The following is a 22,391-nucleotide window of genomic DNA, read 5'->3' as shown; positions in this document are numbered from 1 at the left end:
ATAAGGACGCAATGGCCGCGCACGCGATGATTCGGAAGGAGAAACGGGGAGCCACTTTAAACCTTTCAAGGACCTTTTACCGAAATTTGTTTTAGCGAACAAGTTTTTTCAGAATTCAGGCGGTTCTCGGCCACTCAGACATCGGGAACTTGCTCCCCGCGGCGCCGCGCTTGAAAGAACGATTGCAGGAGCGACGCGCATTCCCTCGCCAGAATTCCGTCCGTGATCTCACACCGATGATTTAGGGCGGGCATCTTAAGAAGATTTAGCAAGCCGCCTGCAGCTCCGCTCCGCGGATCGGCACAACCAAAGATCACCCGCCTCATCCGGACATGAACCAGGGCGCCGGCACACATGGCGCAGGGCTCTTTTGTGACATACAGATCGCACTCGTTCAGCCGCCAATCCCCAACCGCCGCCTCCGCCTGGGTGATCGCGAGCATTTCCGCATGGGCCGTCGCGTCCTTGAGCAGCTCTACCTGGTTGAAAGCGCGGGCGATGATTTTTCCCGCTCGCACGACGACGGCGCCGACCGGGACCTCCTCTTTTTCGAACGCCTTCCGCGCCAAACGCAGGGCCTCGTTCATGAAAGCCTCGTCGGTCGGCTGTTTGATAAGATCATCCATGCAAAATGCGCCCTCTCCCTTGCTTATACAGCCATTGCCTTTCGGGCGGGCGAACTAAGTTGTACCATGAAGACCATCTGCGCACTGCTCACGATTTGTTTGTTCCCCGTCGCCGGGATGTCCGCAACTGAACAGGAAATCGTCAACCAGTCGGCTCGCATTATCCGCCAGTTTCGCGCCATGCCGGAGCGCGGCATTCCGCGGAGCGTGCTGCGCAACGCAAAAGGATTGGCCATCATGACGGTCGTCAAGATTGGCTTCGGCATTAGTGGCAAGGGCGGCCAGGGGGTGGTCGTCGCGCGGACCGGCAACGGATGGTCCGGCCCCTCCTTCATCGGGACCGGCGGAGCGGGATGGGGCCCGCAGATTGGCGCACAAATGACGGAATACGTCTTTGTCCTGAACACCAACCGCGCCGTCCGCGCTTTTTCGCGGGACGGAAACTTCACCCTCGGCGCTGACGCCAGCGCCGCGGCTGGGCCGGTGGGTCGTGAAGCAGCGGCCGCCATCACGCCCACGGCCGCAATCTATACGTACAGCCGGGCGCAAGGTTTGTTCGTCGGTGCGTCGTTGGAAGGAACCGTGATCGCGGTCCAAAAAACGGCGAACCATCGCTACTACGGCCAGGGGGTAACGGCGCGCGATATTCTCAGCGGCGCCGTCCCAGCCCCTTCCCGTGCGAATAACCTCATGTCGGCGCTCGGTCGTTGACCGTTTCGCGCCTCTTCCGCGCCGCGTGTGAGTCGCGCTTTCAGGGCTAATGAAATTGTCTCACGCAAATCCTAGGGCGTTGCCCCAGGCTTTAAGTGAGGCTGCGCCTTTGGCGCGGAATAGCGAGGGTGGGCGCTTGTTTCGGATGAATGGGGCGCTGGTCGCTCAAACTTAGCGCCAACGGCGCGATTCACCGTAGCCTGGGGCAACGCCCCAGGATTTGATTCGAAACACAATTATTAGCGCTGAAAGCGCGATTCACATCCGGCGCGGACGTTGGCATGATTCACGCCATGCCCCAGTCCCTCAGTAACGTTATTCTTCACGTCATTTTCAGCACGAAAGATCGCGAACCCTGGTTGGATACGAAGGCGCGAGGGCAGATGCATGGCTATTTGGCGACAATTTGCCGCGACCTCGGGGCGGCATTCGTGCACGCCGGCGGGGTGTCGGACCATGTCCATATCGTGACGACATTGCCGCGAACCGTGTCGCAGGCGGAACTGATTGAAACGATAAAGAAGGTGTCTTCGAAATGGATCAAAACGCTTGATCCTCGGTATCGAGGTTTTTTCTGGCAACGCGGCTTCGGCGCGTTTTCGGTCAGTCCGAGTCAGCTTCAGGCGGTTTTGCGGTATGTCGACGACCAGGAAATGCATCATCGGACGCGCACGTTTCAGGAGGAGTATCGAAATCTGCTGCGAAAGCACGGCGTCGGTTTTGATGAGCGTTATGTGTGGGATTAACCCCCGCTCGATGGTGAATCGCGCTTTCAGCGCTTATCGTTTCCTGTATGTGGCAATCCTGGGGCGTTGCCCCAGGCTTTGGGTGAGCCTGCGCCTTTGGCGCGGCAGAACCCGAGTTGGCCGCTTGTTTCGGCTAAACAGGGCGATGCCCCAGGCTACGGTGAATCGCGCCGGTGCCGCTACGGCAATGCCCCAGCGCTGCGCGACGCGCCGTAGCCGCCACGCTTGACCGCTCACGCGGACAATTTGCTTTACAACCGGGAGCAAACTTCGCGACGTTCAACAATGTGCGGTTGATCGTTACCCCCCTGATGTTGCTGCTCGCTGTCTCGAATCTTTCGGCGCAGGAGCAGGAGAGCAAACTGGTCGATCGCCTGCTCAAGCCGGATGTCACCCTCAAAAATCCGGCACAGGACAAACAATTCGTGACCTCGAAAGCCGTGTCGGCTGAGAAGCGCATCTCTGTTCCCCGCGTTTCCCTCCGGCAAAAACCGCCCACGAAAACTTTTCCCGACCAGCGGGCCTTCATTGCGAAGGAATCCCCCGCGCGCCGTTTCCCCGCTGGCGATGCCGTCGCCGATGTCACTCCTCGCTCCCGTCCGACCAAGAGCGACTCCGTTATTAACCCTCCTGGCGTGACGGTTCAGGTCGCGCCCGAAAGCGGAACGACCAGCCCAACGCGCGACTTTGCGGGCAGTCGCCCTTTCCTTGCCGAGGGCAAGAGCCAAAAGGCTCTCCGGACCAAAAACAAACCGCTCACGATCGAGCAGGTGCGGGAATTGTTGAACAAGAGCAAGTAGTCCGCTACTGCATTGTCTCGCGGCATATGCAACCGGACGAAGCTCTTTCCATTCTCAAGCAGGGCGCGGCTCAAATCATTAGCGAAACCGAATTGCTCGCGAAGCTGGGGCTCGGGCGGCCGCTGCGAGTTAAGCTTGGGGTCGATCCAACGAGCCCCGACCTGCACCTCGGCCACGCCCTGATTTTGCGGAAGCTCCGGCATTTCCAGGACCTGGGCCACCAGGCAGTCCTCATCATAGGCGATTTCACTTCCATGATCGGCGATCCAAGCGGGCGCTCGGCGACGCGGCCCCAGCTCACCCGCGCACAGGTTCAGGCGAACGCCGAAACCTACCGCGAGCAGGCGTTCAAGGTGCTCGATCCCGCCCGCACCCAGCTCGTGGCGAACGGCGACTGGTTCGGCAAAATGAACTTCGAAGATGTCATCCGCCTCAACAGCATGGTGACGTTGCAGCAAATGCTCCAGCGCGAGGACTTCCGGAACCGGATCGACGAGGGCCATCCGATTCACGCCCACGAAATTCAGTATCCGATCATGCAGGGTTGGGACTCCGTCATGGTCAAAGCCGACGTCGAACTCGGCGGGACCGATCAATTGTTCAACAATCTGGTCGGGCGCGATCTGCAAAAACAGCAGGGCCAGCCGCCGCAAATCGTGATGGTCCTGCCGATTCTTGAGGGACTCGATGGCGAAAAGAAAATGAGCAAGAGCCTTGGTAATTACGTCGGGCTCGCGGAACCGGCCTCGGAAATGTTCGGGAAGCTGATGAGCATTTCGGACGAATTGATGGCGCGCTATTATCCGCTGTTGCTCGACAAACCGTTGGATTCTTCAGCCCATCCGCTGGAGGCGAAGAAGCACCTCGCCTCCTCCATTGTGGAGACGTATCACTCCCGCGCCGACGCCGAGAAGACGCTCGCGGATTGGAATGCGCGCTTCAGTGAGAAACGCCTGTCAGATGCCGCTCTGCCGGATTTTCGGCCCGAAAATGCCGATATCGTTTCTGTGGTTGTGGCAGCTTACGCAAACGCCTTTGCGATTGAGAAATCTCGGGCTGATGCTCGGCGCCTAATCGAGCAAGGAAGTGTTCAGGTTAACGGCGAAAAAGTGGTCGATCCAAAAGTCATTGTCCGATTTGAGCCGGGCCAAGTCCTACGCCTCGACAAGACGCACGCCGTTCGGATCAGTTAGAGCCGGATCAAACCCGAATTCCGAATTGCGAAACTCGAAACAATTTCCAATCTCCAAAGGGCGGGAATGTTCGAAACGAATCGTCCCAGCGGTTTCGATCATTTGGCCGATTTTTGATCTTCGATAATTGTTTCGGATTTCGGAATTCGGATTCGCCGCCGCTAGGAGGCGGCGGCTCATCCGTACAAAGTAAAGAGCACGAAGTCCCCCGAATTCGTGCTCTTTTGTTTAAGACAGCAGTCCCTCTATGCCGTTGCTGTCTCAAACATCGAAAGCATCGGCGTGCGCTCCACGACAGGCGCTGCGATCCCTTCGAAATGGGCGCGAATGCTCCGCAACTCCGAGTTCACGAATGCATCCACAAAATGGAACCGGCGATCAAGCCAGGCGAACAGTCTGTTCTTAATCTCGTAATGAAGTGCCAGGGTCACTTCCGTGCAGTTGGGCCGGATCTCGGTGAACTCCGCCAGGCCCATCACGTCGAGGTTTCCGCCTGTCGACTCGAAGGCGAACGTATCTGGTGAATCGCTCTCTACCGCCAGCAGGACCGTGCGGGCTTCAAAGCCCAAGGGCCCGCGAAAACTGAAATCAACCGTCTTCGAAGAAGTTACCGTGGCTTTCGTTACCATGACGAACTGCCGCCGATAAGACTGAATGCTCGCGAGGCGTGATTTGCACTCTTCGAGCGACTGGTTCATGTGCAGAGTTTTTTGTAGCAACATAGGGTTTTTGGGTTGTGCTACCTAATTTGAGCATTCGAGGTGCCGAACAAATCTCTCCTAGGGAACGCCTTCTGAAGCGTCAAAATCGTGTAAAGTTTGTTTACACTTGTGTAAATTTTCCCCCGATTTTGACACATCCGGGCGACCCCCGAAAAACGAACGTTTTGCTGGACGGAGCGACTGGCAGGCAAAGGAAATCCCGGGGGTGTCGGCTGGCGTTAAACCGAGGCCTAGAGTGGCCGTAATTGGCCTGTTTGAAGCGTTACGTCGCCCGTGCCCGCCGCGTTTCAATCATCTCCATCATCGATTGAAAGATTTTCAGACCGTCCGAGCTACCCAACCGTGCTTCGCATGCGCGATCCGGATGCGGCATCAAGCCGAACACATTCCCTTCCCGGTTGCAGATGCCGGCGATATTCTCCAACGATCCATTCGGGTTCGCCGACGCCTCGATCCGGCCATCGGCGGTCGCATATCGAAGAATGACCTGCCGCCGCTCGTTCAACTCCCGCAGTGTCTGCTCATCCGCAAAGTAGCAGCCTTCGCCGTGGGCGATCGGCAGGCGCAAGAGCGTTCCTTGCGGGCAACCGTGGGTGAACGCCGAATCCGGCACTTCCACTCGCGTCGTTACCAGTTCGCAGACGAAGTGCAGCCCGCGATTCCGCACCAGCGCTCCCGGGAGAAGTCCGATCTCGCACAAAACCTGGAATCCATTGCAGGTTCCGATGACCAGTTTTCCCTTGCCCGCTTCTTCCACGACGCTTGCCATGATCGGCGAGAACCGGGCGATCGCTCCGCATCGGAGGTAGTCGCCGTAGGAAAAGCCTCCCGGCAACACAATCGCGTCGAATCCTTCCAGGGACCGGGTCTTGTGCCAGACATACTCGGCCTGCAAGCCCGCCATGCCGTTCAAAGCCGCGAGGCAATCCTGATCGCAATTCGAACCGGGAAACTGGATGACTGCGAATTTCATTCGTTTGTTACTTCCGCTCTCCCGTTCTCAATTCTTCACCACTCTGTAATCCTCGATCACCGGATTGGAAAGCAAATCGCGGCAAAGTTCATCCAGCCTCGACTCGAGGTTCGGCGTCTTATCGTCCACTTCGATCTCGAGATATTTGCCGATCCGGACCGAGTTTACCTCCGGCATGCCGAGGTGTTGCATCGCGTCGCGCACCGCTGCGCCCTGTGGATCGAGGACCGCCGCTTTGGGCGTCACGAGGACTTTGACCTTCATGTCTCAATCAAAGCCTGAAATTTGCTCGAAGTCCAATTTGGTAGGGACGCCGCGCTGCGGCGTCCGCGGAACGCCCCCTAAAACTTTCCCGAATCGGACGGCGCAGCGCGCCATCCCTACCCAGACGGCCCCTCCCGCACCACCTCCCGCGGCTTCTTGTCTTCGCGTATTCCGAGGAAAACCGGCTGGCGCAGCTTTCCGTCCCGTGTCCATTCGGCGAACTTCACCTGGCAAACGAAGACCGGATTCACCCAATCAATCTTTCGCATCATGGATGGCGTGATGCCCTGGACCCATTGCCCGCCCTGTTTCGACGGCAGATCGGCGAACGGGCAATCGTCACGTTTCTCGCCGGTCAATTTCTTGTGGAGCGCGGCGAGCAACTTCGTGTCGAACCCTGTCCCCACTTTCCCGGCAAACAGCAGTTTCTTGCCCTCGTAATAACCGACCAAGAGCGCGCCAAAATGTTTTCGCGCTCCCTGGGGCGGCGTGAATCCCCCGATGACGAACTCCTGTTCGTTTAAGACCTTCAGCTTGATCCACGCGCCGCTGCGACTTCCGGGTTCGTAAGTGGAATTGCGCAGCTTGCCGATCAAACCTTCCAAACCGAGCCGTCCCAGTTCGCTTAACAGCGCCTCGGCGTCGCCGCTGATCTCGCCGGAATAGCGAACCGGATCGCTGACCTCGGCGCAAATGCGCGCCAGCAACTCCTTTCGGGCGGTGAGCGGCAGCGCGGTCAGCGATCGGCCGTTCAGTTGCATCAGGTCGAAGGCATAGAAGCGGATCGGCGTTTTGCGTCCTTCCATCTCGAGCGCCTGAAGCAATTGGAACGATGATCGCCCCTTCTCGTCGAGCGCCACCACCTCACCGTCCATCACGCATTCTTCTGCCGGAAAGTCCTGGAGCGCTTCGGCGATCTCAGGGAAGCGTGTCCGCATCTCGTTCCCGTTGCGCGAAATCAAACTGATCTTCCTGCCCTCCTTCACCGCGCAGACACGAAAGCCATCGAATTTCAGTTCGTAACTCCAGTCGCCGGAGCCCGGCGGCGAATCCACCAACCGCGCTTTCATCGGGTCGATGAATCGCGGCTTCGCCCTGGGCAGTTTCGCTAGAAGTTTTGTAGGGCGACCGCTCCGGTTGCCTCCCTTCTCGTTCGGCAGGCGATGCGCCTGCCCTACAATCTTATTTTCGCCCGCTGCTGGTTCTTCTTTGGCTTTTTTTTTAAGCGCCGCTTTTACCCGGGCTTTGAAGCTCGTTTTCGAATCCTCCTTCCGATTCGATTGCCACTCGGCATCTTTCTGGGCCGCAATCTGGGCCATCGTTCGTCCGGTTTTCACCGACTGATCGTCGCGCTTCTTCGAGATCGGCCGCACGCTCTGCCCACTTTTCAAAAGCAGCCACTGCGGCTTGCCGGCCTCCATCCGGGTTCGGATCAGCGACCATTCTCCCCTGGCCTTTTCACCATCCAGAACCATGTGCATCCGTCCGTTTCGAAGCGCTTTCAAAGGCTCCTCCCCGTAGACATGATACTGGCCCTCGTCCCACACCATCACGGTCCCGCCGCCATATTGGCCCTGCGGAATAATTCCCTCGAAGGTCGCGTATTCGACCGGATGGTCCTCGACCTCCACCGCGAGATGTTTCTCGGCCTTTTCCCAGGGAAGGCCCTTCGGCACCGCCCAGGACTTCAGGACGCCCTCCATTTCGAGCCGGAAATCGTAGTGCAACCGGCTGGCGTCATGTTTTTGGATCACGAACCGGCACGCACCCTTCACCAACTTCGGCAATGGCTTGCCGCTCGGCTCAGCCGTGACTTTGAAATCCCGCTTCTTTTTGTATTCGGTCAGTCCCATGGAGATCCGAAGTTAACCGCGGATTACGCGGATTTCACGGATGGATTACAGATGCATTTCTTATCCGTGTCATCCGCGCGAGGTGGATCGAGCGCTAAGTCGCTCGATGAGTGCACCGTCGCTGTGTAAAGTCGCCGTCGGAAAAGTTTCGATGCGTCAAAAATCGCGCGACGTAGCGCGCGATCCACCAACGAAATCGCCACCACAGTCCCGCGGACTATGGTGGCGATGTTGTAGCGTCCGCTGTCATCAGCGGACCATCCGGATGCGCTGGCGACAGCGCACCCTAAAACTATTTCCGTTTGCTGGATTTCTTCGCTTTGCGTTTCGGCTTTTCGCCGTTTTCTTCGGCCTCGCTCGCCTCGACGTTGATGACCGATTCGGCGAGCTTCGTCAGCTTCTTGTCCGTTTCAGCTTCTTCGTTGAGCGTTCGCTGCAACGTCTGCATGGCATCGTCTTCGCCCAGGAGCGACGCGAAAGTCCGGACCACCCCGTAGCCGGCGATCTCATAATGCTCCACCCGTTGCGCCGCGCCGATGAGGGCCGCATCGAGCACAGAACCATCGCCGTCCTCCTCGATGATCTCCTTGCCCTCTTCGATCAGACCTTTCATGGCCTTACACGTTTTGCCGGTCGGCTTCTCGCCCATCCCCTTGAAAATCTTCGCGAGCCGGTCGACGTGACCCTCAGTCTGCGCCAGATGGTCCTGAAACGCGCGCTTCAGCTCCGGCGCCGACGCTTTCTTGGCCATCTTCGGCAGCGCCTTCAGCAGCTGGTTCTCGGCGTTATAGAGATCTTTCAGTTCGTCCAAGTACAAATCTTTCAATGAATCCATGCTCATAAATATTTTCTCCTTCGGGTTGATGTTTGAAGGGCCGGGAAATCCCTCGGCACCCCGCGCGGTTTTCGATGGAAAACCGGCACAAAGAGAAAACGTAAAAAGGCACCCAGCCGGGTGTATTTTTTTTAGTCGAATTTCGAACTCTTCGAAATTCGGATTTCGAAATCTCCGGCCTTACGCCGCTTCCTGCTGAGCTTGCTCGGCCGGCGGCGCCGCTTCCACTTCCAGGGGTTCGCCCACCAGATAGCGCGTAAAACGCCGGATCACGATATTCTCGCCGAGCTCGGCGATCTTCGTCGCGATCAGTTCCCTGACGGTCTGGTCCGGGTTCTTGATGAACCCCTGCTCCACCAGGCAAACTGTGCTGTAAAACTTGTCGAGCTTGCCGCCGACAATCTTGTCCATCACGTTCGCCGGCTTGCCCTTCACCTGACCCTCGTAAATCGCCCGTTCGGAGTCGACCAGCTTCGCCGGCACGTCCTCACGATTAACGTAAAGCGGATGGGCCGCCGCGATATGGAGGGTGATGTCCTTCACGAACTCGCGAAACTTCTCGTTCTTCGCTACGAAATCGGTCTCGCAATTCACCTCGACGAGCACGCCCACTTTGCCCTGCAAATGGATGTAGGCCGCGACAATCCCTTCCTTGGTCGCGCGCGAAGCCTTTTTCCCCGCACTGGCGATGCCTTTGGTGCGCAAAGCTGCCTCGGCTTTCTCCAAATCGCCGCCCGCCTCAGCCAGCGCCCGCTTGCAATCCATGATGCCGGCGTTGGTTTTGTCTCGCAGTTGCCTGACGAGCTTGGGATCGATTTCCATAAGAAGTTGAGAGTTTGTAGTTGAGAGTTGAGAGAAAAGCCGAGTCGCTCGTTGGAGTCTCTCAACTCGCAACTAACGAGGCTCAACTGTCTCCGCTAAGCAGAGACTCCGGCCATCTCCAGCTGCTCGCGCGCGCGGGCATCGGCGCCCGCCGAAACGATCGCGTCCACCAGCTTCTGCAGCATTACGCGGATCGCGCGGATCGCATCGTCGTTACCGGCAATCGGATAGTCGATGATTTCAGGGTCCGCGTTCGTATCGACGATCGCGACGGTGGGGATTCCCAGGCGGCGCGCTTCGAGGACGGCGTTCGCTTCCCGGGTCGTATCGATCACGACCATCGCGTCCGGCAACGCGGACATTTCCAGGATTCCATCCAGATTACGCCGTAGCTTCGCCGCTTCACGGCCGAGCGCCGCCAGCTCCTGTTTGCCCATTTTCTTGTAATCAGGCGACTCCTCGATCTGCTCGATAAATTTCAAACGTCCGATGCTCTTGCGGATCGTGGCCAGATTGGTGAGGGTGCCGCCGAGCCAGCGTTGATTGACATAAAACTGTCCACAGGCCGTGGCGGCTTCCTTTACCGCCTCCTGCGCCTGTTTCTTGCAACCGACGAACAAAATCTTCCCACCGCGCCGGGTGACGTCCTGGAGAAAATCGGTAGCGCGATGAAGCTGGCGCGCGGTTTCATCGAGATTGATGATGTAAATCTGGTTCCGCTTTTCGAAAATGAACGGCTTCATCTTCGGGTTCCAACGCTTGGTCTGGTGACCAAAGTGGACCCCTGCTTCGAGAAGCTCAGGAATTAATTCTGCTGCTGTTGCCATAGGTAAACGGGTCCCGCGTCTGATCAGTGGAACACCGGCTTCAAGCCAGTGCCGCGAACGGACTTCCAGTCCGTTGCCTCCCCCGCGGAGCGGACGGGGAAGATGCGCTACTTCCCCCCGGGGCGCAACAGGAATCTGGGGGCCGTTTTCGGGCCCCGTTTTCCGATTTTTGCTGTAGCGGCCGTCTCTGACCGTCGACCTCTTTGGTTGCCTCCGATTCAAGCCGATCCGCCGGGCGGGAGGCAAACGCAGGCAGGTCCCCGCAACTCCGTTGCGCCTCGCCCTCAATCGCCCTCAATCCCCATAAAGGGCGTGGCCCCACGGGGCTTTACGCCCAAAATGAAATTCGAAAATTCCCTGAGTCGTTTTCTCCTTTCAAAAGTCACCCGCCCCGGGCATGGATACTCGCGGAGAAATCACAACATCAACCGAGGAACCAGAATGCAAAGATTCATCACCCTATTGATTGGCTGTTGCCTTACGCTCGCCGCCAGCGTCCAGACGGGACAAGCGCAGTTCCCGCAGATCAAGAAACCGAAAGTCACGGTGACGGTGCCGAAGCCTCGGGTGCCCTCGGTTCACGTCGACAAGAACGTGACCGTCTTCACGCCCCGGCACCTGAATTTTCGCGCGACCCCGAGCTCAACGATTGTCGGCGTAACGTTCAACCAGGACTTTCGGATCACAGCGGCCAGCAACTGGAAAGGTCCCCGTTACGAAGTCTACCGGACGTATCGGCCTCAGTGGCACGACCGGGTCTGGTGGAACGCGAATCATAAACACGTCGTCCTGATCGGTGGTGGCTGGTACTACTGGAACGCCGGGTATTGGTATCCGGCCTGGGGTTACGATCAGACCGCGGCCTATTACCCATATGACGGCCCCATTTACGTGGGCAAAAGCGCGAAACCGTTCGACCAGATCGTGGCCGATGTTCAGAGCGTCCTGCAAGAGCAGGGCTTATATAAGGGAGAAGTGGATGGCCTGGTTGGCCCGCTCACCCAGGAAGCATTGGCCGCATATCAGACCGCCCAAAATCTCGAGACGACCGGCGCCGTCGACCAACCGACGCTGGAATCGCTCGGTATGGGCTAAGCGAAATGCGGTCACAGACTGTGACCGCATCGCATCGGGAACACCGAAGAGAGGTGCCACGGCGGTGGTCGGGCTCCGCCCTCTCGGCGGACCTGTAGCGGCGGTCTCTGGCCGTCGTTGCAGCGTCGACTCTCCCCAGTCGAAGGGAAAAAGCCGCGGGTCCCTTTCCGCAATCGCAAATCGCAAATCGAAAATAGCCCGAGTCCCGCCGTTTCCTCTGGATATTTGGCGACCCCAGAACAAAAATGCGTCTCCCCCTGTGCCCTCCAAGCAACTAACGCTTTCGAATAAGGCGATCGACGACACGATCCGCGAGATTCGCGGAGTGCGCGTTATTATCGATGCCGATCTCGCCGCACTCTATGGCGTTCCCACCAAGCGTCTCAACGAGCAGTTCCGCCGCAATCGCCACCGATTTCCAGCGGATTTCGCCTTCCAGCTCACCTCGGAAGAAGCGGTCAGCTTGAGGTCGCAAATTGCGACCGGTTCATCGCAAACAATTGATCCTCAGGGACGTATGCGTTCAAGGTCGCAAATTGCGACCTTGAAGCGGGGACAGAATATCAAATATCGGCCCTACGCCTTTACCGAACACGGCGCCCTTCAAGCCGCGAACATTCTGAACAGCAAACGCGCTGTGCGGATGAGCGTGTTCGTCATCCGCGCGTTCGTGAAGATGCGAGACGAGCTTTCCACGAATGCAACCATTGTGAAGCGGCTCGCCCAGATTGATAACACCCTCTTTCTCCACGATGCCGCTTTGCGCGATCTCTTCCAGAAGCTGCGCCCGCTTCTCGCCCCGCCACCAGAACCACCCAGGAAACAGATCGGCTTTAGCCTCGAAAAATAGCCTACACGCTCCCGCATCGCGCGCCACGCATCTCGTATCCTGCATCTCGCATCAGCGAACGACATTATGAACAAGACCAACTTTGATCGATTCCTCGAAGAGCAACTCCGCGATCCGGAGTTTGCGGCGCGTTTCAAGGAAGCGGGCGAAGCCTGGGATATCGCCCTGCAACTGTCCACCTTGCGAGAGCAAGCTGGCCTTTCGCAAACCGAACTCGCGCGTCGTTTGAAGACAACCCAACAGCAGGTCAGCCGTTTGGAGTCGCCCGGATACGAAGGCCATTCCCTCAGTATGCTGCGCCGCGTCGCCGCCGCCCTCCACGCTCGGGTGCGTGTGGTGCTTGAGCCGCTCGCAAAGGCAGACAAAGCGGGCGAGGTGCGGGAGCAACCTGGCCGCTACCAGGCGAGACGGCGCAAACGTCTTTGACCACTGGTATCCCGGATCCCGCACCTGTAACGCCGAAGCGTAGCGAAGGAGGATCTCGTCACATGTCACCCGTCACATGTCACTCTGCCGAAATCAGCTCTTCGCCGAGCGCCCCAGATGCGACGCAATCAGCTCGATCTCGCGACGAGTCAGCCGCGGCTGTTGACTGACGAAATACGGCACGAGCCTATCGGCAGTGACTACTCGCGCGTTCGTCGTCTGCCACTCGTTTCGGACTCGCCAATCCCCCACGAAAACGAGGACGGCATCAACCCACTCATGGACGTTGCAATCTTGTTTGATCATGCGGCGGACTTCTGCGGCATTCGCAACCGCCTGATTGAGACAATCGTTTTCTTCCGGACGTCCATCGACGAACAGTCCTTCGCCGTTCCGGAAACTAATCTCTCCCGCGCCACTCCGGAATTTCGTCTCGATGGCGAAGACTCCAGCGGGGCCGACAACAACGTGATCGATATTGAATCCGTCGCGCTTCAAATCATGAAAAGGTTGGTAACCGAATCTGCGAAGTCCCTCCAGGACTTCCGCCACATGCAACTCTCCTCGCTCACCGCGATTCAGTCTGCGGAACTCGTTAAATAAGCGCCCAATAACGATCAGAGAAACTCCTGTGGCTACAACCGCGACGCAAAACATTAGCCGCGGCTGGGGTGGCTGGTGAGCCCACGATCTGAATTCATCCAAGCCCCAAAGAATCCAGAGAAATGCGGTAGCATAATAAAACGGTACGAAGCGATTGTCGGTAAGCCGCTCTTTTTCATCCCGAATGGATTGTCCAGCCAACCGGCGAACTGTCGGAAGAGTCGATCGTTTCTGCTTTTTCTTAGGGAACATGCCGGCCTTTACTGCGAAATCCGTGCCAGAAGCGCAGGCAAATGCCGTGCTTCGCGTCCCGCTCCCCACCACGTCACTTGTCACACGTCACAGGCTTCGCCCCGCTCCCTCATCACGTCACACGTTCGCATTAGACGAACCCGCCGTGGTGGGTCACATGTCCCAGGGCCGCGTCTTAATTCTTCCTTTCCCCCGCTTTCTTCGCTAAATATCGAATTCGAAAAGCCCTTTTTAAGCGCCGGGACAAGAAAGGTCGCGGCTGGACCCCAGAGCAAAAGGAAGATGCGAAAAATGTGTGTGGCAGGATGGATGAGTTTGCGCGACTCCTGCGCTTCACCAAGCGAAAGGAGATTATTGAGATTTGGCACGTCCCTGTCTCAAAGCTTTGGGAAGTCTTGGAGGAAATCGTGGAGGAAGAACAAACGAAGCATTATCTGAAATGGGCTGCATTTGAACGTTTCGCACGCGATTGCATGCGGCGGCGGCATCAAGATTAGTGAGCGTAAGCCGCCCTCGCACAGTTCGCCGAGATTGCGAATGATTTGAAAAAATAAGATCATGCCCACCCCTAAATACGACGAATGACCCTCCGGAGTACGCTTATTGTCGCAGACGGTATTTGGAGGAGGCGTGACGTTCCAATCAAAGCCTGATGTGGTCTTGCAGGTTCAAAGCTTGATACACATTCACTTATGCCCACAAGTGTACTGGTCGACAATTGGAGCCTCCAAGAGGCTGGGGAGCTCCTTGCTGAAGGACTTAGAGGCGACAAGGCCCACCATTTGTGGTTTTCAGACGACGGCGAATCTTTCGGCTATCAAGAAGTTTCTGCGGACGTTGTTCGCCTAAAGGCCCTCTGCCAGCTAATCACCAATATCGTTTTAGTAGACCAGCTTTTGGTCGATGCCGACTTCGTCGGTGCATGGCGTGAGTTCGAATCCATACGGAGGATTGAAGACAGTCAAGTTCTCGTACCGAAGCCTTTGCGAAAGGCTATAGATGATTGGGCAGAGAAGCGCGAGGCGATGGCAGAAGAGTTATGCGTCTCGGACTCAGTTCGTCAACGGCACAACGAGAATAAACAAAGTCATGAGAAAACAGGCAGGCCAATCCATAACTTCCTGTCACAAGTTCTTTGGGGCGGCGCAGGCGGGTTGGCACGGGCGGATTTCCTGCGCGTGCCGTATGTTCCCCATCCCACGCGAGCGCATTTATTCGCCCGTGCACAATTTTTGGAGGGGCCAGTTAATACCAACGCCAAGCTTATGGGTTTTATCCAAGGAGAGCGGGTAAAAATTTACCGACGCGTCGACGAAACAGGCTTTTTCTCCAGCTTTCTTCTTCCGCCCGTTGCGGCGGAAGTTCTAGCCGAATCAACAGACGTCAACGACATCATAACGAGGGCGATCGCCCTCCGAGAAGACTATCGCGAGCTCCGCGGTTGGATGTCTGAACTTCGAAAGGCATTTGTTGCGGAAGATGCAGCAGAGATCCTATCGAAGGAGAAGCTGTTTCAAAGCGTTAGCCGGAATGTTGACGCTCTAATTTCATCGAACCCGGTCGGCGACACAACTATGCAGATCGGATTTAGTTTCTTGAAAATAACGGGGAAGATCGGCGCTCCAATCAATTCGATTAAGAATCGTTTTGGCGTTCGGGCGCAACTAAATAAACTGATCTTGATGCCGGCCGGTCGAACTGCGCTCAAGCGATTGATTAAGCACTTTGGCGAAGGGCATTCGAAGCTCGGTCGAGCGCTCGAAAGGGATTTTCTTGCTCAAAGTTCTGGTTGAGTTGGGGTCATTCATCACTTTTGACACATGATCAGGAAAATGACGTGTGACGGGTGACGGGTGACGGGTGACGTGTGACAAGTGACATGTGACGAGACAAGTCGGCGCGGCAAAGAAGGAACACGACTACCGAAGACAATTTTCGATGGTCAGAGAGCGCCGCTCCAGCCGCTAATTCGCATCATAGTCGGTGCCACTTTGGGACATCGTCGGAGCCAATTCCCTCCTCCAATTGTGATGTCTGGAAAAGGTAACAATGTTGTTACCAAAGGGTTCATTTCAAATGCACGCGATGCTCGATTCGCTCCCGAACGAAGAGAAAGGAGCTCACGTCATGAAAAATATTCGCCTGTCGTGTTTCGTCGCATTCGTTTTCTTCGCCCTCGTCGCCGGCTCCCGGGGAGCCGGTGGGGGCTGGGCGGTTGTCCCCAGCCCAAACCTGGGCACCCAGGCGAATAATTTGTCGGCCGTGGCGGCCTCGGCGGACGACGATGTCTGGGCGGTGGGCGCCGGCTACGATGAAGACTTGTTCGCCTGGCGAACGGTGATCGAGCACTGGAATGGCGCCGATTGGTCACTCATCTCGAGCCCGAATGCGACCAGCGGAAACAATTTTCTTAATGGGGTCGCCGTCGCGGGCCCGAACGACATTTGGGCGGTTGGCCAGGCGGCGAACGGAGGAAATACTTACAGCACGCTTATTGAGCATTCAGCGGGAGGCACGCCTTCGCTCTGGAGCATCGTTCCCAGCCCCAATGTCGCGGGCAGCTCCTGTATCTTGAATGCGATCTCGGTGGTGGCGCTTAACGACATTTGGGCCGTGGGCTACTCGATCGACAGCAATTTCAACAACCAGTCTCTGACGATGCATTGGGACGGGGCAAACTGGCAGATCGTGCCCAGCCCCTCGGTTGGGGATGACATCCTCTATGCGGTCGATGCCATCGCCTCGAATGATATCTGGGCCACGGGCAGAACCAGGGTTGGATACAGTAGTAGCCGCACCTTGACGCTGCACTGGGATGGTTCGAACTGGATGGTGGTGGCCAGTCCGAACGACAGCACCGGAAACAACAGTTTGTATGGGGTTGCGGCCATTTCGGCTAACGACGTTTGGGCGGTGGGTGCGGCCGGGAGTTCGAAGACGCTGGCCCTTCATTGGAATGGTTTGAGCTGGAGTGTAATGCTGACCCCGGCGTTGAGTAATGCGCTCAACGAAGTGCTGGTCGGGATCGTCGCCGCCTCCAGCGGCGACATCTGGACGACGGGCCAGTTTAACCAGGACAGCGTTCAGAAAACGCTGACGGAACATTGGAATGGATCGGCCTGGACGTCTGTCCCCAGCCCGAATCCCGAATCTTCCAGTAATCGACTGCAGGGCATTGCCGTCACCTCAAAAGGGACGCTCTGGGCTGTGGGCACAACCGGCGTGTTTGGCCAGCCCGAACGAACTCTGATCCTGCGGTACCGGGCGAAGTCGGCGCGGCGGTGACTTCTGGGAAAGTGACCCACCACGGCGGGTTCGTCCCGCCTCAGGCGGGCGAACGTGTGGTGTGAATCTCCGGCGTCCGCCTTCCGCGCTCTGCCTCCCGACAAAGTCGGACCCTACGGCCCGTCCGGAACGGAGGTTCCGTTGAAGCGGACGATTTTGATGACTTTGTCGGGTTTGATGAGGTCCAATTCTACGTTCGAGCGGCCGGTGCTCGTCGTTCCCTGGGCGTCCTTGAGCTTGTAACGGACTTCGCAGGTGGCGGTGACTTTGCGGGATTTGGAGGGCGGACCTTCTATTTTCACTTCACCGACGGTGAATGAGCGGCTGGGGTAGGCGGAAAAGTATTGGCGCAGCTGTTGCGCGATGGCGGGTTTGCCCTGCGGACCGTAACTGTAGTAATCGACGGTGTCGGCAAAACTGGCCAGGATTTTACCGGGATCGTCCTGCTCCATGTCGCGGTAGAGGGATTTGACGAAGGTTTCTACTTCAGCCTGGATGCTTGCCTGGCGATCGGAACCTTTCGGGGCCGGAGATTCTGCTGCCCGGGAAGGAGAAGTTTCTTTCGGTGGCAGTAGCCCGGCCGCCATTGCGGACGCCGGGGTCGTTTGCGCTGAGGCGACGGCGCTGAAGGCCAAAGAGAGACCCAGGAAGACCGCGGATACGGAAGTGACGAGTGACATGTGACGTGATGGGGAGAGTGACGTGTGACGAGTGACGTGTGACATGATTGGGAAAGTGAAGTGTGACGTAATTAGGGAAGTGACGTGTGATATGTAGCGTGATGAGGGATGGAGACGGCAGCGCGTCGCATTTGCGAGACGAGCCCAAATTTCTCTTCGCCAGGAAATTTTGAGGTCAGTTCATAAATCGCGTTCGCCAGTGCAATTGCCTTCTTCCAAACAACTAAGTCTTTGTCGTTCCGGGTCTCGTTTGCATGGACGACGATCTAACAAACAACTTGTCACTTGTCACTTGTCACACGTCACTTCTTGGCTGCTTCGATTTTTGTGCCTTGGGAAACGATGAACTGCCAGGCGCCGTTCCGCTTCGCGAGCACATCGAGCCAGCGATATTGGCCGCTCAGATCGTGCCCGTCGTAATCGCCTTTGTCGGTGCTGCGATAGGTGACGATGGCCATGTCGGCCGTAACGACGTGAACTTTCATGTCGTCCAGCTCGTTTGATTCGAGCTTGAACTTGCGTGATTTCAGATCGGCGACGAACTGAGTTTTGCCTTGCGTGGTGCCGTCGGGATTCACGGCGTAAAAGGAATCGGCCAGCATTTTCGCGGCAGCGTCAGCGTCGGGCTTGGTGAGCGCGGCGCTCATGTCGTGCTCGAACTTGATAATGGCCTTCTCGAGGTCGGGGTTCGGTTTCGCGGCGTCATTGCCCTGCGCCAGGAGCGCCACCGGCAAGGCGAACGCGAACAGGATGCAAAACAGCTTGGTGTAATTCATTCCGACAGGTTATGGAGGCGTCGCTGGCCTAACAAGGCTAATTCGACGGGACGTCGAAAGTGACCAGCCTTCGTCCCGCAGTCGCGGGACTATGGCTTGGCGGGCATGTGACGAGTGACGTGAGCAGAGAAGCGACGTGTGACGTGAAAGATGGCGCGCCAGACTCATGTCACATATCACACGTCACTTCCTGGCGTCACTTCCCTGATCACTCCGCCTTGCGGGCGAGGAGCCAGAGAGCGTCGGAGAGGCGGTTGAGGTAGCGGAGGAGTTCGCGGTTGACGTTCGGGGTGTCGAGGAGAGCGGCGACGCGACGCTCGGCGCGGCGACAGGTGGTGCGGGCGTGGTCGAAGGCGGCGGCGGTCGGATTGGCGCCAGGCGTCGACCAGTCCTTGAAGCTGCGGCCTTTTTCGAGCTGATGGACCAGATCGGTCAGGCGATCGGTCATGGCGGCGGCGGTGACCTGGAAGCCGTCGCGCCGGTAGCGTTCCATGTCTTCGGCGGCAGTGGCCAGCTCGCCCATCACGATGACGAGCTCTTTCTGGAGAGCGAGGATTTGTTCGGTGAGAAAAGGATCGGTGGTGGCGGCCCGGGCGAGGCCGAGCGCGGAGTTCAGCTCGTCAACGCATCCGTAGGCTTCGACGCGGGCATCGGTCTTGGGGACGCGGCGCCCATACATGAGCGAGGTGTCGCCTTCGTCACCGGTTTTGGTCGCGATGGACATCAGTGGAGGGGGAAATGGAGTAATGGAGTGCTGGAGTAATGGGGTTTTGCGCTATGCATCACTCCACTACTCCATCACTCCAATTCCCCACTATCCGAGCGCCGGCCGCGCTTCGGGTTCCTCGACCAGCGAAGTCCCGACTTGCTCGCCGAGCTCCACGAGTTTGATCTCGCGCACCGCCGGGAAGCCTGTGCCCGCCGGGATGAGATGGCCCATGATGACGTTTTCCTTGAAGCCGCGGAGACGATCGACCTTGCCCAACGTGGCCGCTTCGGTCAGAACGCGCGTGGTATCCTGGAACGACGCCGCCGAGATGAAGCTGTCGGTCTCGAGCGAGGCCTTGGTGATGCCGAGCAGAACCGGAGTCGCTTCCGCGGGCTTGCCGCCCTGCTCCACGACCTTGGAGTTCTCCGCTTCGAAATCGAGGCGGTCCACCTGGTCGCCCCAGAGGAGCGAGGTGTCGCCCGGATCGGTGATCTTCACTTTCCGCAACATCTGGCGAACGATGATCTCGATGTGCTTGTCGTTAATTTCCACCCCCTGGAGACGATAGACTTCCTGCACTTCGTTGACGAGGTGCTCCTGCAAATCCTGCGGTCCGCAGACCTCGAGGATTTCGTGCGGCACAACAGGACCTTCCGTGAGCTGCTGGCCCTTCTTCACGAAGTCGCCCTTGAAAACAATGATGTGCTTGGTCAGCGAGATAAGGTGTTCCTCTTCGGCGCCGGTTTCGGGGTCCTTGAGAATAAGCTTCCGCTTGCCGCGAACTGTCCCGCCCATTTCCACGGTGCCGTCGATCTTCGCGATCTCCGCCGCGTCTTTCGGACGGCGCGCTTCGAAGAGTTCGGCCACCCGCGGCAGACCGCCGGTGATGTCCTTGGTTTTGGCAATCTTTCGAGGCGTCTTGGCGAGCAAGGCGCCGGCCCGAATCTTCTGGCCTTCCTCGACGATGACGTGGGCTCCCGCCGGAATGGAATAGCTCGCGAGCACTTCCTTCTTCTCGCCGACCACCACGATCTGCGGGTGCAAATCTTCCTTGTGCTCGATGATGACGGTGCCCATCAGGCCGGTCGCTTCATCGACGTCGCGCTTGATCGTTACGCCCGCGATCATGTCGCGGAATTCGATTTTACCGCTCTTGTCGGTCAAAATTGGAACGTTATACGGATCCCATTGCACGAAGGTCTCCCCCTTCTTTACCTGGGCGCCGTCCGGCTTCGAGATGACTGAACCGATCACGACGTTATAACGGTCGAGCTCGCGGCCTTCGGCATTATGCACGCCGATCGAGCCGTTCTTGTTCAACACGATCCAACTGCCGTCGAGCGCCTGCACTGTGCGGAGGTCGTTGAACTGCAGGGTACCGTCGTTCTTCGCCTTGATGATTGGCTGCTTGAACGTCTGGCTCGCCGTGCCGCCGATGTGGAACGTCCGCATCGTCAGCTGCGTGCCGGGTTCGCCGATTGATTGCGCGGCAATGATGCCGACCGCTTCGCCCAGCTTCACGAACTGCCCCGTCGCGAGGTTGCGCCCGTAGCATTGCGCACAGACGCCGCGTCCGCATTCGCAGGTAAGCACGGAGCGAATCTTCAGGCTCTCCACGCCGACCTTCTCGATCGCCGCGGCAATATGTTCGTCGATGAGCTGGTTCGCTTTCACAACCTTCTTCTTCGTCACGGGATCAACCACCGACTCGCAGCTCACCCGGCCGATGATGCGGGTCGAAAGATCGACCACTTCTTCGTCGCCTTCGTAAATCGAGCGAACCGTGATGCCGTTGACCGTTCCGCAATCCATCTCGTTGATGATCACGTCCTGGGATGCGTCCACGAGTTTGCGGGTGAGGTAACCGGAGTCCGCCGTCTTCAGAGCGGTGTCGGCCAGACCCTTGCGGGCGCCGTGCGTCGAGATGAAATACTCGAGCACGCTCAAGCCTTCCCGGAAATTCGAGGTAATCGGCCGCTCGATGATTTCGCCCGAAGGTTTCGCCATCAATCCGCGCATGCCGGCCAGCTGTTTCACCTGCTGGCGATTGCCCCGCGCGCCCGAGTCCACCATCAAATAGACCGGGTTCAATTCCTTGCGCCCTTCGTTGTGCTCGAGAGTGCGGAACATGACGTTCGAGATTTCGTCGCCAGCGTGCGTCCAGATGTCGATGATCTTGTTGTAACGCTCGCCGTCCGTGATGATGCCCTTGCGATACTGCTGCTCCACCGTCTTGATCGACTTGTAGGCGTTCTGCAGTTCGGTCTCTTTCTCTTTCGGAATGATCATGTCCGAAATTCCGATCGAGACGCCGGCCCTGGTCGCCCAGGTAAAGCCAAGCTCTTTCAGCTTATCGAGAGTTTCGACGGTGCCCTGCTGGCCGGCGACCTGATAGCAACGCCAGATGATATCGGTGAGCTGCTTCTTGCCCGCCGCCTTGTTGAAAAATCCCATCGCCGTCGGCCAGATTTCGTTGAACATGACGCGGCCGGCGGTGGTTTCGATGACGCGATCGTTCGCGTTGCCGTAAACCGTCTCCGTTCCGAAATTCGGGTTCTTGTAGCGGATGCGATCGTGGACGCGGACCTTGCCGTCAGCCATCGCGAATTCGACTTCGATCGCGTTCTCAAACAGCGGCAGGCGCGTTTCCTTTTCGCTGCCAGCGGCACGCCGCGGGTTCTGCGTCAGGTAATAACAACCGAGCGTAATGTCCTGCGACGGAGTGGTGATCGGCTTCCCGCTGGAAGGCGAGAAAATGTTATTGGGCGCGAGCATGAGCATGCGCGCTTCCATCTGGGCTTCGACCGAGAGCGGCACGTGCACGGCCATCTGGTCGCCGTCGAAGTCCGCGTTGTAGGCGGTGCAAACGAGCGGGTGAATGCGGATGGCTTCACCTTCGATGAGCTGCGGCTCAAAAGCCTGAATGGAAAGACGGTGCAGGGTCGGCGCGCGGTTCAACAGAACCGGGTGGCCCTTTGTCACTTCCTCGAGAATGTCCCAGACTTCAGGCGTCTGGCGTTCGATCATCTTCTTCGCGCTGCGCACAGTGTGCACGTAGCCGAGGTCTTTCAGCCGACGAATGATGAAGGGCTCAAATAAAACGAGCGCCATCTTCTTCGGCAGACCGCACTGGTGGAGCTTGAGCTCCGGACCAATGACGATGACGGAACGGCCGGAATAATCGACGCGCTTGCCTAACAAGTTCTGACGGAAACGGCCGCCCTTGCCCTTGAGCATATCGCTCAGCGATTTGAGCGGACGATTGCCTGCGCCGGTCACGGCGCGACCGTGCCTGCCGTTATCGAACAAAGCGTCAACGGCTTCCTGCAACATGCGTTTCTCG

At 57.8% G+C, this 22,391-nt stretch carries 23 protein-coding genes; 9 read left to right on the top strand and 14 right to left on the bottom strand.

Annotated features, from left to right (window positions below; all coding sequences use genetic code 11):
* Window positions 1-134: 134 nt before the first annotated feature.
* A complete protein-coding gene (gene tadA, locus VJU77_12715) occupies window positions 135-626 on the bottom strand; it encodes a tRNA adenosine(34) deaminase TadA (protein HKP04208.1) in 492 nt (163 codons plus the stop codon).
* Between the two features lie 66 nt (window positions 627-692).
* Here tadA and VJU77_12710 point away from each other — a divergent pair, with 66 nt between their 5' ends.
* From VJU77_12710 to tyrS, 4 genes are all read left to right on the top strand, one after another.
* The gene (locus VJU77_12710) at window positions 693-1,337 is read left to right on the top strand and encodes a lipid-binding SYLF domain-containing protein (protein ID HKP04207.1); all 645 of its coding nucleotides are present in this window, start codon (window positions 693-695) and stop codon (window positions 1,335-1,337) included.
* 293 nt (window positions 1,338-1,630) lie between these two features.
* Window positions 1,631-2,083, top strand: a complete 453-nt coding sequence (gene tnpA / locus VJU77_12705; protein HKP04206.1) for an IS200/IS605 family transposase — start codon at window positions 1,631-1,633, stop codon at window positions 2,081-2,083.
* Between the two features lie 293 nt (window positions 2,084-2,376).
* Window positions 2,377-2,883, top strand: coding sequence for a hypothetical protein (locus VJU77_12700; GenBank protein ID HKP04205.1), 507 nt, complete (start codon window positions 2,377-2,379; stop codon window positions 2,881-2,883).
* 26 nt (window positions 2,884-2,909) lie between these two features.
* The gene (tyrS, locus tag VJU77_12695; protein HKP04204.1) at window positions 2,910-4,076 is read left to right on the top strand and encodes a tyrosine--tRNA ligase; all 1,167 of its coding nucleotides are present in this window, start codon (window positions 2,910-2,912) and stop codon (window positions 4,074-4,076) included.
* A gap of 245 nt (window positions 4,077-4,321) precedes the next feature.
* Here the strand turns inward: tyrS and VJU77_12690 are convergent, their stop codons facing one another.
* The 7 genes from VJU77_12690 to rpsB all read right to left on the bottom strand — a co-directional run bounded on the left by VJU77_12690 (window position 4,322) and on the right by rpsB (window position 10,372).
* Complete coding sequence (locus tag VJU77_12690) at window positions 4,322-4,798, bottom strand: hypothetical protein (GenBank protein HKP04203.1); 477 nt, start codon at window positions 4,796-4,798, stop codon at window positions 4,322-4,324.
* A 262-nt stretch (window positions 4,799-5,060) separates the two neighbouring features.
* Window positions 5,061-5,771 (bottom strand): phosphoribosylformylglycinamidine synthase subunit PurQ, encoded by a 711-nt coding sequence (purQ, locus tag VJU77_12685; GenBank protein ID HKP04202.1) that lies wholly within the window; start codon window positions 5,769-5,771, stop codon window positions 5,061-5,063.
* A gap of 27 nt (window positions 5,772-5,798) precedes the next feature.
* Window positions 5,799-6,035, bottom strand: a complete 237-nt coding sequence (gene purS / locus VJU77_12680; GenBank protein HKP04201.1) for a phosphoribosylformylglycinamidine synthase subunit PurS — start codon at window positions 6,033-6,035, stop codon at window positions 5,799-5,801.
* Between the two features lie 116 nt (window positions 6,036-6,151).
* Window positions 6,152-7,888, bottom strand: coding sequence for a non-homologous end-joining DNA ligase (ligD, locus tag VJU77_12675; protein ID HKP04200.1), 1,737 nt, complete (start codon window positions 7,886-7,888; stop codon window positions 6,152-6,154).
* Between the two features lie 292 nt (window positions 7,889-8,180).
* Window positions 8,181-8,729: a ferritin-like domain-containing protein gene (locus VJU77_12670; protein HKP04199.1), complete on the bottom strand. Its 549-nt coding sequence runs from the start codon at window positions 8,727-8,729 to the stop codon at window positions 8,181-8,183.
* A gap of 174 nt (window positions 8,730-8,903) precedes the next feature.
* Window positions 8,904-9,545 (bottom strand): translation elongation factor Ts, encoded by a 642-nt coding sequence (tsf, locus tag VJU77_12665; protein ID HKP04198.1) that lies wholly within the window; start codon window positions 9,543-9,545, stop codon window positions 8,904-8,906.
* A gap of 95 nt (window positions 9,546-9,640) precedes the next feature.
* Window positions 9,641-10,372 (bottom strand): 30S ribosomal protein S2, encoded by a 732-nt coding sequence (gene rpsB, locus VJU77_12660; protein HKP04197.1) that lies wholly within the window; start codon window positions 10,370-10,372, stop codon window positions 9,641-9,643.
* Window positions 10,373-10,813: 441 nt separating this feature from the next.
* Between rpsB and VJU77_12655 the strand changes: the two genes are divergently transcribed.
* The 3 genes from VJU77_12655 (at window position 10,814) to VJU77_12645 (ending at window position 12,743) form a co-directional block, all read left to right on the top strand.
* Window positions 10,814-11,467 carry a peptidoglycan-binding domain-containing protein gene (locus VJU77_12655; GenBank protein HKP04196.1) on the top strand — a complete coding sequence of 218 codons (654 nt, stop codon included), beginning with the start codon at window positions 10,814-10,816 and terminating at the stop codon, window positions 11,465-11,467.
* A gap of 259 nt (window positions 11,468-11,726) precedes the next feature.
* Window positions 11,727-12,317: an ORF6N domain-containing protein gene (locus VJU77_12650; GenBank protein HKP04195.1), complete on the top strand. Its 591-nt coding sequence runs from the start codon at window positions 11,727-11,729 to the stop codon at window positions 12,315-12,317.
* 66 nt (window positions 12,318-12,383) lie between these two features.
* Window positions 12,384-12,743, top strand: coding sequence for a helix-turn-helix transcriptional regulator (locus tag VJU77_12645; GenBank protein ID HKP04194.1), 360 nt, complete (start codon window positions 12,384-12,386; stop codon window positions 12,741-12,743).
* Between the two features lie 93 nt (window positions 12,744-12,836).
* Here VJU77_12645 and VJU77_12640 read toward each other — a convergent pair whose 3' ends face one another.
* Window positions 12,837-13,400 (bottom strand): nuclease-related domain-containing protein, encoded by a 564-nt coding sequence (locus VJU77_12640; GenBank protein ID HKP04193.1) that lies wholly within the window; start codon window positions 13,398-13,400, stop codon window positions 12,837-12,839.
* A gap of 890 nt (window positions 13,401-14,290) precedes the next feature.
* Here VJU77_12640 and VJU77_12635 point away from each other — a divergent pair.
* On the top strand, window positions 14,291-15,391 hold the full coding sequence (locus VJU77_12635) for a hypothetical protein (protein ID HKP04192.1): 1,101 nt from the start codon (window positions 14,291-14,293) through the stop codon (window positions 15,389-15,391).
* Window positions 15,392-15,725: 334 nt separating this feature from the next.
* A complete protein-coding gene (locus VJU77_12630; GenBank protein ID HKP04191.1) occupies window positions 15,726-16,883 on the top strand; it encodes a hypothetical protein in 1,158 nt (385 codons plus the stop codon).
* Between the two features lie 113 nt (window positions 16,884-16,996).
* On the opposite strand, the gene VJU77_12625 is transcribed toward VJU77_12630, so the two are convergent.
* The 5 genes from VJU77_12625 to rpoC form a co-directional block, all read right to left on the bottom strand.
* Window positions 16,997-17,608, bottom strand: a complete 612-nt coding sequence (locus tag VJU77_12625; GenBank protein HKP04190.1) for a hypothetical protein — start codon at window positions 17,606-17,608, stop codon at window positions 16,997-16,999.
* A gap of 26 nt (window positions 17,609-17,634) precedes the next feature.
* Window positions 17,635-17,829: a four helix bundle protein gene (locus VJU77_12620; GenBank protein ID HKP04189.1), complete on the bottom strand. Its 195-nt coding sequence runs from the start codon at window positions 17,827-17,829 to the stop codon at window positions 17,635-17,637.
* A gap of 36 nt (window positions 17,830-17,865) precedes the next feature.
* On the bottom strand, window positions 17,866-18,339 hold the full coding sequence (locus VJU77_12615) for a nuclear transport factor 2 family protein (protein HKP04188.1): 474 nt from the start codon (window positions 18,337-18,339) through the stop codon (window positions 17,866-17,868).
* 208 nt (window positions 18,340-18,547) lie between these two features.
* Window positions 18,548-19,063 carry a cob(I)yrinic acid a,c-diamide adenosyltransferase gene (locus VJU77_12610; GenBank protein HKP04187.1) on the bottom strand — a complete coding sequence of 172 codons (516 nt, stop codon included), beginning with the start codon at window positions 19,061-19,063 and terminating at the stop codon, window positions 18,548-18,550.
* 90 nt (window positions 19,064-19,153) lie between these two features.
* Window positions 19,154-22,391 (bottom strand): DNA-directed RNA polymerase subunit beta' (gene rpoC / locus VJU77_12605; protein HKP04186.1); only part of this gene is annotated, 3,238 nt, incomplete at its 5' end.

Source organism: Chthoniobacterales bacterium (assembly GCA_035274845.1).
Classification (GTDB): domain Bacteria; phylum Verrucomicrobiota; class Verrucomicrobiia; order Chthoniobacterales; family UBA10450; genus AV80.
This window is presented reverse-complemented; position numbering and strand designations above follow the sequence as displayed.